The sequence below is a fragment of the Roseobacter denitrificans OCh 114 genome, assembly GCF_000014045.1.
GTDB lineage: Bacteria > Pseudomonadota > Alphaproteobacteria > Rhodobacterales > Rhodobacteraceae > Roseobacter > Roseobacter denitrificans.
Genome location: NC_008209.1, coordinates 2,504,511 through 2,518,660, shown reverse-complemented (window position 1 = coordinate 2,518,660; position 14,150 = coordinate 2,504,511). Strand labels below are relative to the sequence as shown.

Sequence of the window (14,150 nt, the reverse complement as noted above, 5' to 3'; positions counted from 1 at the left end):
GTTTCATCGGTTACTCCACATTCTGTACTTGCTCCCGCATCTGATCGATCACTGCCTTCAGTGCAAGACCGCAGCGTGTCAATTCGGTGTTTTGCGCCTTGGCGCAAAGCGTATTGGCCTCCCGGTTGAATTCCTGCATCAGAAAATCCAGCTTGCGCCCGACTGGGCCACCCTGTCTGATCAGGTCTCGCGCGGCGGTGACATGCGCCGCAAGGCGGTCAACCTCTTCGGTGACATCCGATTTGACGGCAATCATCGCCAGTTCCTGCGCAAGGCGGTCCTCATCCACAGTCTCGATATTGTCGAGCACGCGCCGCAGATTGCGCCGCAGGATGTCGCCTGCCTCGGCACTGCGCGTTTTTGCATGTTCCTTTGCCTGCGACGTCAGCTGCGCAACCTCATCCAGTTGAGACAGCAGCACCTTTTCGAGGGCTGCCCCTTCGGCTCGGCGCATGTCATTGAACGCGCTGATCAGCGTCTTTGCCTCTTCCAACAGATGCTTGGTGAGCGGTGCCGGGTCATCCTCCACCGATCCGGCCTCCAGAACGCCGCGCATGGCAACGATGTCAGAGGCTTTTGACGGCGTCAGACCAACGCCCATCGCTGCGGCTTCGGCTTCGACCTGATCAATGGCCCGGAGGACGCAGCGCAGCTGTTCATGGTTAATTTTCAGCGTGGTGGCGTTCTCGTCCCGCGTCAGTCGCAGAGAAAGCGTGATCGTGCCGCGCGCGGTCTGGGCTGCCAGCATCTTGCGCAGGCCGATCTCAAGCCCGTCAATCCAGTCAGGCACCCGCAGGCGCAGATCCTGCCCCTTGCCGTTCACCGAACGCAGTTCCCAATTCCACGCATGGGGGGCAAGGCCGCCGGTTGCCGAGGCAAATCCGGTCATAGATCGCAGCATCCGCATTTCCTTTCGTACAGCCAGTATTGCCTTGCTTTATGGCAGTTTAGGCGGTCAGAGCAACCCCGTGCGCAGGGCGGCGCGCAGCGCAAATGAGCGCGCTGCGGTTAACCATTCCGCAAATTAGCCACCCATTTTGTGAAAATTGTTGATATTAACGTTTCAGTAATCAATTTTCGGCAGGAAGCAGTGTTTCCTGCTTGTAACAAGTACCACCGACCGGCTGCCGGTGACCTCAAAGCTGGTCAGAAACAGAAGGCGCAAGCAATGGACAATGGCGGTAAAAACACGCACAATGTGGTTAACATGACACAGCACGTTACAGAAACAGGATTTACCCCACTCTCTCAGGTCGAGGCCTATTGGGAAGCGCTGCGCGGCACGCGGCTGATGCCCAGCCGGTCCGAAATTGACCCGCGCGGCATTGAACAGGCGTTGGAGTATGCCTTCATCGTGGAGCGGATCGCGCCGGGTATCGCGCGCCTTCGGATCGCCGGAAGCCATCTGAGTGATCTGATGGGGATGGAAGTGCGCGGGATGCCCCTGACGGCCTTCATCACACCGGCTTCACGGCGTCAGTTGAGCGACACCCTTGAAGAGGTTTTCGAAACACCTGCCACATGCACGATGATGCTGCACTCAGAAAAAGGGCCGGGCATGCCGCCGCTTGATGCGCGATTGACCCTCATGCCGCTGAAAAGCGATCTGGGTGATGTCAGCCGTGTTCTTGGCGCGCTGGTCGCGGTGGGTGACATGGGCCGCAGCCCGCGGCGGTTTGATGTGACGGCGACTGCGCTGCGCCCCATCGTGACAAACCAAACCCCGCCCTTGCTGGCAAAGCGCGAGCCAAGAAAACCCTTGCCGGCCCCAAAGCCGAGGGCCGAAGTGCCCGGATTTGCCGAAGCTAAGGCCGAATTTCGGACCGAAACGCCGCGTCGTGATGCGCCTTATCTCAGACTTGTGAAGACGGACGACGATTAGAGCGTTCGACGGCAAGAGGGCCGCAGCACAAGGTCGGTTCAGACACAACAAAAACGCCCGCCGGTTTGAAACCAGCGGGCGTTTTTTAATGCCGTGCCTTAACTTACGGCGGCGTTTTGATGTTGCGTGCGGCGCGCCGAAAGCTCTTCCGCCACGAGGAAGGCCAGTTCCAACGATTGGCTGGCATTCAGGCGCGGATCGCAGGCAGTGTGATAGCGCGATGACAGATCTTCATCGCTGACGGCGCGCACGCCCCCGGTGCATTCCGTGACATCCTGACCGGTCATCTCAAAGTGAACGCCACCGGGCACCGTGCCTTCGGATGCGTGAACCGCAAAGAACTCGCGCACCTCGCGCAGGACCGATTCAAACGGCCGGGTCTTGTACCCGGTCGAGGACTTGATCGTATTGCCATGCATCGCGTCACACACCCAGGTCACATTTGCCCCTTCTTCGCGCACCGTCTTGATCAGGCGCGGCAGATGTTCCGCCACCGACCCCGCGCCAAAGCGCGCGATCAGGGTCAGGCGACCTTCTTCGTTTTCGGGGTTCAGCTTGGCCATCAACTTCTTGAGGTCATCCGAGGTCATGCTGGGACCGGCCTTGAGGCCGATCGGGTTCTGGACACCGCTGGCAAATTCCACATGCGCCCCGTCCGGCTGGCGTGTGCGATCACCGATCCAGATCATATGACCCGAGCCCGCCAGCCACTTGCCTGTGGTGCTGTCAACGCGGGTCAGCGCTTCTTCGTATTCCAGCAGCAGCGATTCATGGCTGGTGTAGAACTCAACCGATTGCAGCGTATGCGCCGTATCCGCATTGATCCCCGCAGCTGTCATGAAGTCCAGCGTGTCGGAAATACGGTTCGCAACCTCGCGGTAGGCCTCTGCCTTTTCACCTTCGGTAAAGCCCTGCGTCCAGGCATGCACCTGATGAACATCGGCATAACCACCCGTGGAAAACGCCCGCAACAGGTTCAGCGTCGCCGCTGCCTGCGTGTAGGCACGCAGCATGTTCTGCGGGTCCGGAATGCGCGCATCGGCCGTGAAATCCAGCTTGTTGATGATGTCACCGCGATAGCTGGGCAGTTCCACCCCGTCGACCGTTTCCGTTGCAGCCGAACGCGGCTTGGCGAATTGACCCGCCATACGGCCGACCTTGACCACCGGAACCTTGGCACCATGGGTCAGCACAATCGCCATCTGCAACATGACCTTGAACGTGTCGCGGATCGCATCCGAACTGAACTGATCAAAGCTCTCCGCACAATCACCGCCCTGCAACAGGAACGCATCGCCACGACCGGCAGCCCCCAGATGCTTTTTCAGGCGGCGGGCTTCACCGGCAAAAACCAGCAGCGGATAGCGCGAAAGCTGTGCCTCGACTTCGTTCAGGGCAGCCTGATCGGGGTAGTCCGGCATCTGGATGCGCGGCTTTGCACGCCAGCTTGATTTTGTCCATTCGCTCATGTTTTTCGTCTCCGCTTCTGGCCCGCGCACTGCGAGCGCTCACATGTCGTTCATCTCTATACAAAAGCGCGGCGCGAGTGACCATATCACAAATTCGTCCTCTTGACGTCGCTTTCGTGCCGTGAGCAGAGTTAAAATACAGTCCGGTGTCCGCGTGCGATCGTCTACCGGGTGGCATGACGACCAGCAAGAGGCAGGAATGTCCGACATCTCACGATCATCCCGCGCGGATCCAAATGCGTCCAAGCCAAAACGGTTTGTGTTCCTTCTGCTCGATAACTTTACCCTGCTGTGTTTTTCTGCCGCGGTGGAGAGCCTGCGCATCGCCAATCGGATGGCCAATGAGACGCTGTATGAGTGGCGCATTATTGGCGAAGGCGGCGACATCGTGAGTTGCTCCGCCGGAAGCGGTTTCAAGCTGGATGGCGATCTCGAAGACTTGCAGCGCGACGATATTCTGCTGGTCTGTGGCGGCATCGACGTGCAGGCGGCGACCACCAAACGTGTGCTTGGCTGGCTGCGGCGCGAATCCCGCAAGGGTGTCGTGCTAGGTGGTCTTTGCACTGCCGCCTACACATTGGCCAAGGCGGGTTTGCTGGATGGTAAAAAGGCCACGATCCATTGGGAAAACCAGGACAGTTTTGCCGAGGACTTCGAGGATGTGACGCTGACAAAATCCGTCTTTGTGGTGGATGGCAATCGGATCACGACGGCGGGGGGGACATCGTCGATTGACTTGATGCTCAAACTCATCGCGGAACAACAGGGCGAGGATCTCGCCAATCTGGTGGCAGATCAGTTGATCTATACCTCGATCCGGACGGATCAGGATACACAGCGCCTGTCGGTTCCGACCCGCATCGGCGTGCGCCATCCCAAGTTGAGCCTTGTGATCCAGATGATGGAAAGCAACATCGAAGAGCCGATCAGCCCCTCAACCCTCGCCCGAGACGTCGGCATGAGCACGCGCCAGCTTGAGCGGTTGTTCCGGCGCTACTTGAACCGCAGCCCGAAGCGCTATTACATGGAGTTGCGACTGCAAAAAGCGCGCAATCTCTTGATGCAAACCGATATGAGCGTGATCAATGTGGCGCTGGCTTGCGGCTTTGCTTCCCCGTCGCATTTTTCCAAATGCTACCGCGCACATTACGACACGACGCCCTACCGGGAGCGCGGCAGCCACGCAGCGCGGTTGTCTTTTTAACCAAAGCGAACCATCCATCAGGACACCCGGGTGTAAAATTATCGCATTAATTTCGACTTTCAAAATCTTGAAACTAGTCAGATATCCTGTAGATCGCACCGTTTCCGACGGATATGAACCAGATGCTGCCATCTGCGGCGTCGGCAACGTCGCGCACACGCGTGGTTGCCTCATTCTGGATCCGCTCAACCTCGCGCGTTGTCTCGCCGGATATTGTCAGCCGCGCGATGTAGTCATCCTTGAGCGAGCCGACGAACATATGCCCACGCCAGTCGGGAAACATATCGCCCTGATAGACCAATAAGCCCGATGGCGCGATGGACGGATCCCAATAGGATGCGGGCTGCTCCATCCCGGCGCGCGCCGTACCCTCGCCGATTTTACCCCCAGTGTAATGCCGTCCGTATGAAATCACCGGCCAGCCGTAGTTCGCACCCTTGCGCACCAGATTGATTTCATCGCCACCGCGCGCGCCATGCTCCGCCGTCCAGAGCCTGCCTTGCGCATCCAGCCCGGCACCTTGCGGATTGCGGTGCCCGAACGACCAGATTTCCGGCTGCACGCCGGGCGTATTCACGAAGGGGTTGTCCGAGGGGATGCTGCCATCCCGATTGATCCGGATCACGCTGCCGGCGTGGTTCTCCCTATCCTGCGCCGACGGTCTGTCACCGCGATCACCGATGGCCAGGAAGAGGGTGCCGTCGGTATTCTCGACAATGCGCGAGCCAAAATGCCTGCCCCCCGAAGAGCCCGGCGCCATCACGAAGATATCGCGCAGGTCTTCCAGCCGACGGCCATCCTGCGACAGGGTTGCAGCGGCCAGCGCCGTCCCGGCACCACCGCGCTGTCGCTTGCTGTAGCTCAGAAACACGGTGCGGCTGCGCGCGAAATCACGTGCCACAGTGACATCCATCAACCCGCCCTGCCCGCGATCAACAACCTGCGGTGCGCCCTCAACCTCGCGCAGCGTGCCGGCGCTCCACAAGAGCACCCGCCCGTCTTTTTCAGTGATCAGCACCTGCCCGTCCGGCAAATGCGCAATCGCCCAAGGCGTGTCCAATCCGGTGACGACGGGCGTGAACACGATATCCGCGCGCCCCGTTGCGGGCGAGACGGCCAACACGAAGACAAAGAGTGCCGACATGTACAGTAGTCTGAGCATGTATTTTCTCCTGAACTGACAACGGTTTCTACCCCAGAGCGTAAAACGCGATCCTTTTGCAGGAACGTCGGGCGATCCGGCCAAAACCGCTTTCAATTGGAAAATAGGGCGCATAATCTGCAAGGCGAACGCCAAGTTCCAACATGGGAGATGAACAATGAAAAAGTTGCTTATGGCCACAACGGCTGCAGCACTGATTGCCACCACTGCGCTGGCGGATGATACGAAAAGTGAAGTAACGCTCGGGGTGCTCTTCGGGTTCACCGGTCCGATCGAATCGCTGACTGGCCCGATGGCCGCCGGTGCCGAACTTGCCATGGCGGAAGCGACCGAAAGCGGCAAATTTCTCGACTCTGCGACCGTGACATCAATCCGGGCTGACACCGGTTGCATCGACAACGGTCTGAGCACATCCAATGGCGAGCGGTTGATCGCGGAAGGCATCAACGGGTTGATCGGCGGGGATTGCTCCGGTGTCACGGGTGCGATTTTGCAAAACGTGGCGATCCCGAACGGCATGGTGATGATTTCACCCTCGGCCACATCGCCGGGCCTGACCACGGTTGAAGACAACGACCTGTTTTTCCGCACCGCCCCGTCGGACGCGCGCGAAGGTCAGGTGATGGCTGAAATCCTGCAGGAACGTGGGGTGAAATCCATCGCGCTGACCTATACCAACAACGACTACGGCAAAGGTCTCGCGGACGCGATCCAGAGCAATTTCGAAAGCATCGGCGGGGAAGTCACGATCGTTGCCGCGCATGAAGACGGCAAGGCGGATTACTCCGCTGAAATGGGCGCGCTGGCCTCGGCGGGTGGCGATATCCTCGTGGTTGCGGGCTATCTCGATCAAGGCGGCCTCGGTATCATCAACGCAGCACTGGACACGGGCGCATTTGACACCTTCGGTCTGCCCGGCGGCATGATCGGCGACAGCCTGCCTGCCAATGTCGGCTCTGCGCTGAACGGGTCCTACGGTCAGATCGCGGGGTCCGGTGGTGAAGGCATCGAAAAGCTCAAGGCGCTTTCGGGCGACGCATTTGATGCCACATCGCCCTATACGCCCGAAAGCTATGATGCCGCCGCGCTTTTCATGCTGGCGATGCAGGCGGCGGATAGTGTCGATCCGGCGGACTATGGCAAGCACATTCTCGATGTGGCCAATGCACCGGGCGAAAAGATCTATCCCGGCGATCTGGCCAAAGCCTTTGACATCCTGCGCGAAGGTGGCGAGATCGACTATGTCGGCGCGTCTGCGGTTGAATTGATCGGACCGGGTGAGTCCGCCGGAACCTACCGCATGATCGAAGTACAGGACGGCGAAAACGTCACCATCGGCTTCAAGTAAAAATCCGTTTGATATGAAAACAGCCCGGTGTCGCTGATGCCGGGCTGTTTTTGAACGCTGCAGGAAAGCTGGGAAGATGCAAGGCACAGGCATGATCGTCGTTCAGGACCTTCATAAACACTTCGGCGGTTTTCGCGCTGTGGATGGGGCATCGCTGGAAATTGCGCAGGGGTCGATCACGGGGTTGATCGGGCCAAACGGTGCTGGAAAAACAACACTTTTCAATGTGATCGCGGGCGTTCTTAAACCAACTTCGGGCCGTGTGTTCATGGCGGGCGAAGACATCACGGGCCTGCCGCCACATGATCTGTTTCACAAGGGGTTGCTGCGCACCTTTCAGATTGCGCATGAGTTTTCATCCATGTCCTGTCGCGAAAACCTCATGATGGTCCCCGGTGATCAGGCGGGTGAGACGCTTTGGAACACATGGTTTGGCCGCAAACGCATCGCCGATCAGGAACGCGCGCTGCGCGCCAAGGCCGATGAGGTTCTGGAGTTTCTGACAATCGAACATCTGGCCGATCACAAGGCTGGACAGATTTCGGGTGGGCAGAAAAAACTGCTGGAACTGGGCCGCACAATGATGGTGGATGCGCGGATCGTGTTCTTGGATGAGGTTGGCGCGGGGGTCAATCGCACGCTGCTCAATACCATCGGAGACGCGATTTTGCGCCTCAACAAGGAGCGCGGATATACATTCGTCGTGATCGAACACGACATGGATTTCATCGGGCGTTTGTGTGATCCGGTCATCTGCATGGCCGAGGGTAAAGTGCTGGCCCAAGGGACGTTGCCCGAGATCAAGGCGAATGAGCAGGTTATTGAGGCGTACCTCGGTACAGGCCTGAAAAACAAGGATAAAATAGGCGCATGAGCGGTGATCCTTACGATGCACGCGGCAATCGCGACCTTTCCTTGGGCAATGCTGCGGGTATGGGCAAGGCCTACCCGGTGAAAAAGGGCGGCACAGCACATGCAGCACCCCCCGGCCCTTTTCTGATCGGGGAGGCCATGACCGGCGGGTATGGTGCGGGGCCTGACATCCTGCATGATTGCACGATAGCCGTGGATCGCGGAGAGATCGCCGTGATCGTCGGCCCGAATGGTGCAGGGAAATCCACGGGTATGAAGGCTGTGTTCGGCATGCTGAACCTGCGGAAGGGACATGTGCGCCTTGATGGGGAGGATATCACGGCCCTCACGCCGCAGGCACGGGTCACAAAAGGCATGGGGTTTGTGCCGCAGACGTCGAACATCTTTACTTCCATGACGGTCGAGGAAAACCTCGAGATGGGCGCGTTCATTCGGACGGATGACATCCGCCCGACGATGGAACAGATCTATGAACTTTTCCCGATCCTGCGCGACAAACGCTATCAGGCCGCAGGCGAGCTTTCGGGCGGGCAGCGCCAGCAGGTCGCCGTCGGCCGCGCGCTGATGACGAAGCCCAAGGTGCTGATGCTGGATGAACCCACCGCAGGCGTCAGCCCCATCGTGATGGACGAGCTTTTCGACCGGATCATCGAAGTCGCGCGAACCGGCATCCCGATCCTGATGGTCGAGCAAAACGCGCGCCAAGCCCTTGAGATCGCCGACAAGGGCTATGTGCTGGTGCAGGGTCGGAATGCATACACGGGAACGGGCAAAGAATTGCTAGCCGATCCGGACGTGCGCAAGAGTTTTTTGGGTGGATGAGGATGGATTGCAGAATTATCGCTTACTGCTCAATCGTTGCAGGCGCGACACTGACGGCTTGTACACCAGCAGGTACGTCCATAACCGAATTGACGACCAACGAAATGCTACGCTGCGAGCTGTATGACACCATTGTCGCGACAGGAGGTCAACCAAACACCACAGTTAACATTAGTGATGTCTCACCTTTCGCTCTCGTCAGGTTGAATGATTCGAGTGTCGGCACCGGATTTGGATACGGGTCACCGAGCGGGAACACTATCGGTGTCGGCACTCGCAGGGGAGATGGCAGTTGGAGCGTTAGCGGGTGGCGCGCTGACCCGGAACGTGGCGGACCCGACGTCAGTCTACTGTCTCTCTTCCCAAACGGCGATGTTTTGGTGTCATTCTGGACCGGCAATGGCTCACACACGACCTACGCAGCACAATGCAGGAAACAATGACGTTGTTAGTATCAATTATTCGGGGCTAGAAAAACTTGGACCTTCTCAACGCCATCATCGCCCTTCTGAATTTCGTGATCGTCCCCGGCATGGCCTATGGCGCGCAGCTTGCGCTCGGGGCGCTCGGGGTCACGCTGATCTATGGCATCCTGCGGTTTTCGAACTTTGCCCATGGCGACACGATGGCGTTCGGGGCCATGGTCACCGTGCTGTTTACATGGCTGTTTCAAAACTGGGGCCTTTCACTGGGGCCGCTGCCAACCGCTCTGCTCGCCCTGCCCTTCGGCATCTTGGCCTGCATGGGTTTGCTGCTGCTCACCGACCGCATGGTCTATCGCTTTTACCGCGAACAAAAGGCCAAGCCGGTGATCCTCGTGATTGTCAGCCTTGGCGTCACCTTCATCCTCAATGGCATCGTGCGTTTCATCATCGGGCCGGACGATCAGCGCTTTACCGATGGGGAACGCTTCATCATCTCGGCGCGCACATTCCGTGAGATGACGGGCCTGCGCGAGGGGCTGGCGATCAAGACGACACAAGGTATTACCGTGCTCGTCGCCGTCATCTGCGTGATCCTGCTGTTCTGGTTTCTCAACCGCACGCGCACAGGCAAATCCATGCGCGCCTATTCCGACAACGAAGACCTCGCCTTGCTGTCCGGGATCAACCCCGAACGTGTCGTAATGATTACCTGGCTGATCGTCGCGGGCCTCGCCACCATCGCGGGCGTGCTTTACGGGCTGGATAAGTCGTTCAAACCCTTCACCTATTTCCAACTGCTTCTGCCGATCTTCGCCTCCGCCATTGTGGGCGGCCTCGGCAATCCGCTTGGGGCAATTGCGGGCGGGTTCGTCATTGCCTTTTCCGAAGTGACCGTGACCTACGCGTGGAAAAAAGTGCTGACGTACCTCATGCCCGAAAACCTTGAACCCAGCGGCCTCGTGCAGCTTTTGTCGACCGATTACAAACTGGCGGTGAGCTTTCTGATCCTGCTGATCGTGCTGTTGTTCAAGCCGACCGGATTGTTCAAAGGGAAATCCGTATGAACCCGGTGCTGAAAAATACCATGCTGTTTGCGATCGTGGGCGCAATGATCCTCTATACCGGTTTCACGCAAAGCTGGAACACGGCGCTTGTGATCGTCAACATGGGGCTGATTTCGGCGATCATGGCGCTGGGTGTGAACCTGCAATGGGGGTTTGCGGGGCTGTTCAACGTCGGCATCATGGGTTTTGTGGCCCTTGGCGGTCTGGCGGCGGTTCTCATCGGTGCGCCGCCAACACCCGGCGCATGGAGCGCGGGGGGATGGAATATCCTGAGCGCATTCGTCTTTGCCCTTGTGATGGTGGTAGTGGTCGTCAGCGTGCGCCGGCGCATGGCCGCTGGCTGGCCGCGTAAAATCGTCGTGCTGGCGCTGCTGATCGTTGGTTTCTTCATCTATCGCGCCTTGTTCGATCCCGGTGTTGAGGCAATCGAGTCGATAAATCCCGCGGCGACGGGCAATATCGGCGGGCTGGGCATTGATCGCGGGCTTTGGGTGACGCTGGCCTGGCCCGTTGGGGGGCTGTTTGCGGCGGCTGCGGCGTGGGTCATTGGCAAAACCGCGCTGGGATTACGTTCAGATTATCTGGCGATTGCCACGCTTGGCATTGCGGAGATCATCATTGCCGTTCTCAAGAACGAAGACTGGCTCGCGCGCGGTGTTAAGAACGTCGTGGGCCTGCCGCGCCCCACGCCCAATGAAATCGATCTGCAAAACGACCCGGCCTTCGTGGAGCGCGCCGCAGGCTTTGGGGTGGATGCGGTCACTGCGTCGACACTTTATGTCAAGCTGATGTACGCGGGGCTCTTTACGGTTGTGCTCGTGGTCCTGCTGGTGCTGGCGCAGCGCGCGCTGCACAGCCCATGGGGCCGGATGATGCGCGCCATTCGCGACAATGAAGTGGCAGCCGAAGCCATGGGCAAGGACGTCACCGCGCGGCATTTGCAAATCTTTGTTCTCGGGTCTGCCATTTGCGGCATTGCTGGGGCGATGATGACGACATTGGATGGCCAGTTGACGCCCGGCACCTATCAACCCTTGCGCTTTACCTTTCTGGTCTGGGTGATGGTCATCGTAGGCGGGTCCGGCAACAACTTTGGCGCGATCCTCGGCGGTTTCCTGATCTGGTTTCTATGGGTGCAGGTTGAACCGATGGGCCTTTGGTTGATGGAATTGATCACATCCGGCATGCCTGATGGGTCCGCGCTCAAGGCGCATCTGATCGACTCTGCGGCGCATATGCGGCTGTTTACCATGGGCATGGTCCTGCTCTTGGTATTGCGGTTCAGCCCGCGCGGGCTGATCCCGGAAAAGTAAAAGCGGTAAACTAGCGCCCTTTGAACAGACTGCCGAGGATCCCGCGCACCATGCGCCGCCCCGTTGTCCCGCTCAACTCCTTGAGGACGGCATTGGTGAGCGCCGAACCGATCGTTTCAGGTTGCTTGCGCGCGCGCGTGCTGCGCCGTGATGTGGATCGCGCAACCCGTTGACCGCTGTAGCGGCGCGCGGCGTTGAACTCGCGCTCAAGCGCTGAGGCCTGTTCCGCCAGATCCTCTGAATGCGCCGCTTCCTTTGCGGCGGTCTCCGCGCGCTGTTTCAGGATTTCATAGGCGGATTTGCGATCAATCGGCGTGTCATAGCGCGCCGCCATGTCCGAGCGCACCATGAGATCTGCGCGCTCTGCTGGCGTGATCGGACCCAACTGCGAGGACGGAGGACGGATCAACGTTCGCCGCACGATGCCGGGGATGCCCTTCTTTTCCAGCATGGAGGTGACGGCCTCACCGACACCGACCTCTCGGATCGCCGCTTCGGTATCAAAGTCAGGGTTTTCGCGATAGGTATCCGCCGCCATGCGCAGTTCTTTCTTGTCTTTTGCCGTAAAAGCACGCAGCGCATGCTGTATGCGGTTGCCGAGCTGCCCGAGAATGTCTTCGGGCACATCCGCCGGGTTCTGGGTAATGAAATAGACACCAACCCCCTTGGAGCGGATCAGCCGCGCGACCTGTTCAACCTTGTCCACCAACGCCTTGGGCGCATCATCAAAAAGCAGATGTGCCTCATCAAAGAAGAACACCAGCTTGGGCTGATCGGGGTCCCCGACTTCGGGCAATTCTTCAAAGAGTTCGGACAGCAGCCACAGCAGGAAAGTTGCATAAAGCGCGGGCGCCCCCATCAGCTTGTCTGCTGCAAGAATATTGATCTGCCCGCGCCCTTGTGCATCCCTGCGCATCAGGTCAGAAAGCTGCAATGCCGGTTCCCCAAAGAGGCCGGTGCCACCCTGGTTTTCCAACACCAGCAACCGCCGCTGGATTGCCCCGATGGAGTTGGCGGATACATTTCCATATCGCAAGGACAAGGCTTTGGCATTTTCGCCGATCCAGACCAACAGCGACTGTAAATCCTTCAGATCAAGCAGTGGCAAGCCTTCTTCATCCGCGAGCCGGAAGGCGATATTGATGATGCCTTCCTGCGCTTCACTCAGATTGAGCAGGCGGGCCAACAGCAGGGGGCCCATCTCCGAGACGGTGGTGCGCACCGGGTGTCCCTGCTCCGCAAAAACGTCCCAGAATGTGACCGGAAACGCCTCATAGGAAAAGTTTGCAAACCCAATCTTTGCAGCGCGTTCACTAAACGGCGCGTGCAGCTTATGGCTGGGGCTTCCCGCCTTGGCCAACCCGGACAAATCCCCTTTGACATCTGACAAAAACACAGGAACACCCGCATTTGCAAACCCCTCAGCCAGAATTTGCAAAGTCACCGTTTTACCCGTGCCTGTGGCTCCGGCGATCAAACCGTGCCGGTTTGCATACCCAAGTTTGAGGAATTGCTGGGTTGCATACTCCGGCCCGCCGCCACCGATAAAGATGTCTGATGTCACGCTGCTTTTTCCCATCATGTTTATTTTCGTAGAATGACCATACGTTTTTAACCTTTCAGGGCCATAGTAAATGTGGCCAACGCCTCTTCTTGTCCTTTTGGCGTTGGTTTCCTCCCTGTTAGACTGGCCGTGCCAACTTCTGGTACGGCCTTTTTTTAAAACTGGGTTCTTATATGGATAATCAGAGTTTTAGCTGTTGACGGGCAGACCCTTGTTTCGTAGCGTTGCGTCAATAAGTCGGCCAGTCCGACGGGGAGAAAAAAATACGGAAAAGGGAATGCGGTTTCGCGTTCCTTTTTTCGATTTAAGACCCTCGAAAAACTGAGTTTTGACGCAAAAATGAAGGCAGGTCGCCTGACAGGCTTTTGCGATCATGCTAGAGCATTGGCAAACATCCAAGACGGAGCCACCATGTCCAGAACTTCCAGATCGCCTTTTGCACGCGCTCTTTTGATAGCCGCTTTTTTGACGGCGCCCATGACCCTTTTTGCGCAGGACGCAAAGGAAGGTGGCCTCACCGGCGAAGGGCTCGCATTGGGCACTGAAATCGATGATACACCCCGTCCGGGCGACACCTACATTAAAGAGACCTTTCAGGATTGGTCGCTGCGCTGCGTGGTCGTGGCGGACGCGGATGATCTGTGCCAGATGTACCAGCTTCTGTCCGATTCCAACGGCTCTCCTGTTGCGGAATTTACGGCGTTCCGCCTGCCGGAAGGCGGTCAGGCCGCAGCGGGCGCAACCATCGTTGTCCCCCTTGAAACTGCGCTGGTGGAACAGCTGGCAATCAAGGTCGATGACGCAGCCGGTCGCAAATACCCATACGCCTATTGCAACACCATTGGCTGTTACGCGCGGATCGGTCTCACCCAGGCAGATGTCGAGGCCTATAAACGCGGCGCTGAGGCTGTGTTATCCATCGTTCCCATCGCGGCCCCCGATCAGCGTGTCAATGTGACCTTGTCACTGAAAGGGTTTACCGCCGCGTTCGAGGCATCCTCCTACCTCACGCAATAGAGGCGAG

General features: G+C 58.4%; 12 protein-coding genes. 8 read left to right on the top strand and 4 right to left on the bottom strand.

Annotated features, from left to right (window positions below):
- Positions 1-10 precede the first annotated feature (10 nt).
- Positions 11-901, bottom strand: a complete 891-nt coding sequence (locus RD1_RS12135; protein WP_011568802.1) for a YicC/YloC family endoribonuclease — start codon at positions 899-901, stop codon at positions 11-13.
- A gap of 306 nt (positions 902-1,207) precedes the next feature.
- On the opposite strand from RD1_RS12135, the gene RD1_RS12130 reads away from it, so the two are divergent.
- Entirely contained in the window at positions 1,208-1,882 is a 675-nt protein-coding gene (locus tag RD1_RS12130; RefSeq protein ID WP_245897283.1) for a PAS domain-containing protein, read from the top strand.
- Positions 1,883-1,980: 98 nt separating this feature from the next.
- Here the strand turns inward: RD1_RS12130 and RD1_RS12125 are convergent, their stop codons facing one another.
- The gene (locus tag RD1_RS12125; RefSeq protein ID WP_011568800.1) at positions 1,981-3,351 is read right to left on the bottom strand and encodes a class II 3-deoxy-7-phosphoheptulonate synthase; all 1,371 of its coding nucleotides are present in this window, start codon (positions 3,349-3,351) and stop codon (positions 1,981-1,983) included.
- Between the two features lie 199 nt (positions 3,352-3,550).
- Between RD1_RS12125 and RD1_RS12120 the strand changes: the two genes are divergently transcribed.
- On the top strand, positions 3,551-4,555 hold the full coding sequence (locus RD1_RS12120) for a GlxA family transcriptional regulator (protein WP_044033124.1): 1,005 nt from the start codon (positions 3,551-3,553) through the stop codon (positions 4,553-4,555).
- A gap of 73 nt (positions 4,556-4,628) precedes the next feature.
- Here the strand turns inward: RD1_RS12120 and RD1_RS12115 are convergent, their stop codons facing one another.
- Positions 4,629-5,717 carry a PQQ-dependent sugar dehydrogenase gene (locus tag RD1_RS12115; RefSeq protein ID WP_011568798.1) on the bottom strand — a complete coding sequence of 363 codons (1,089 nt, stop codon included), beginning with the start codon at positions 5,715-5,717 and terminating at the stop codon, positions 4,629-4,631.
- 157 nt (positions 5,718-5,874) lie between these two features.
- Here RD1_RS12115 and RD1_RS12110 point away from each other — a divergent pair, with 157 nt between their 5' ends.
- The 5 genes from RD1_RS12110 to RD1_RS12090 all read left to right on the top strand — a co-directional run bounded on the left by RD1_RS12110 (position 5,875) and on the right by RD1_RS12090 (position 11,562).
- Complete coding sequence (locus RD1_RS12110; protein ID WP_011568796.1) at positions 5,875-7,065, top strand: ABC transporter substrate-binding protein; 1,191 nt, start codon at positions 5,875-5,877, stop codon at positions 7,063-7,065.
- Between the two features lie 91 nt (positions 7,066-7,156).
- On the top strand, positions 7,157-7,939 hold the full coding sequence (locus RD1_RS12105; RefSeq protein WP_044033450.1) for an ABC transporter ATP-binding protein: 783 nt from the start codon (positions 7,157-7,159) through the stop codon (positions 7,937-7,939).
- Complete coding sequence (locus RD1_RS12100) at positions 7,936-8,760, top strand: ABC transporter ATP-binding protein (RefSeq protein ID WP_011568794.1); 825 nt, start codon at positions 7,936-7,938, stop codon at positions 8,758-8,760. Before RD1_RS12105 ends, RD1_RS12100 begins: the two co-directional genes overlap by 4 nt.
- 478 nt (positions 8,761-9,238) lie before the next feature.
- Entirely contained in the window at positions 9,239-10,249 is a 1,011-nt protein-coding gene (locus RD1_RS12095) for a branched-chain amino acid ABC transporter permease (protein ID WP_011568793.1), read from the top strand.
- Positions 10,246-11,562: a branched-chain amino acid ABC transporter permease gene (locus tag RD1_RS12090; protein WP_011568792.1), complete on the top strand. Its 1,317-nt coding sequence runs from the start codon at positions 10,246-10,248 to the stop codon at positions 11,560-11,562. Before RD1_RS12095 ends, RD1_RS12090 begins: the two co-directional genes overlap by 4 nt.
- A gap of 10 nt (positions 11,563-11,572) precedes the next feature.
- Here the strand turns inward: RD1_RS12090 and RD1_RS12085 are convergent, their stop codons facing one another.
- Positions 11,573-13,144, bottom strand: a complete 1,572-nt coding sequence (locus tag RD1_RS12085) for a helicase HerA-like domain-containing protein (RefSeq protein WP_245897281.1) — start codon at positions 13,142-13,144, stop codon at positions 11,573-11,575.
- A 459-nt stretch (positions 13,145-13,603) separates the two neighbouring features.
- Between RD1_RS12085 and RD1_RS12080 the strand changes: the two genes are divergently transcribed.
- Positions 13,604-14,143 (top strand): invasion associated locus B family protein, encoded by a 540-nt coding sequence (locus RD1_RS12080; protein ID WP_245897279.1) that lies wholly within the window; start codon positions 13,604-13,606, stop codon positions 14,141-14,143.
- The last annotated feature ends 7 nt before the right edge of the window (positions 14,144-14,150 follow it).

Coding starts and splice junctions, on each gene's coding strand:
- RD1_RS12135 (WP_011568802.1), bottom strand. CDS start 901: ATGCTGCGATCTATGACCGGATTTGCCTCGGCAACCGGCGGCCTTGCC.
- RD1_RS12130 (WP_245897283.1), top strand. CDS start 1,208: ATGACACAGCACGTTACAGAAACAGGATTTACCCCACTCTCTCAGGTC.
- RD1_RS12125 (WP_011568800.1), bottom strand. CDS start 3,351: ATGAGCGAATGGACAAAATCAAGCTGGCGTGCAAAGCCGCGCATCCAG.
- RD1_RS12120 (WP_044033124.1), top strand. CDS start 3,551: ATGTCCGACATCTCACGATCATCCCGCGCGGATCCAAATGCGTCCAAG.
- RD1_RS12115 (WP_011568798.1), bottom strand. CDS start 5,717: ATGCTCAGACTACTGTACATGTCGGCACTCTTTGTCTTCGTGTTGGCC.
- RD1_RS12110 (WP_011568796.1), top strand. CDS start 5,875: ATGAAAAAGTTGCTTATGGCCACAACGGCTGCAGCACTGATTGCCACC.
- RD1_RS12105 (WP_044033450.1), top strand. CDS start 7,157: ATGATCGTCGTTCAGGACCTTCATAAACACTTCGGCGGTTTTCGCGCT.
- RD1_RS12100 (WP_011568794.1), top strand. CDS start 7,936: ATGAGCGGTGATCCTTACGATGCACGCGGCAATCGCGACCTTTCCTTG.
- RD1_RS12090 (WP_011568792.1), top strand. CDS start 10,246: ATGAACCCGGTGCTGAAAAATACCATGCTGTTTGCGATCGTGGGCGCA.
- RD1_RS12085 (WP_245897281.1), bottom strand. CDS start 13,144: ATGATGGGAAAAAGCAGCGTGACATCAGACATCTTTATCGGTGGCGGC.
- RD1_RS12080 (WP_245897279.1), top strand. CDS start 13,604: ATGACCCTTTTTGCGCAGGACGCAAAGGAAGGTGGCCTCACCGGCGAA.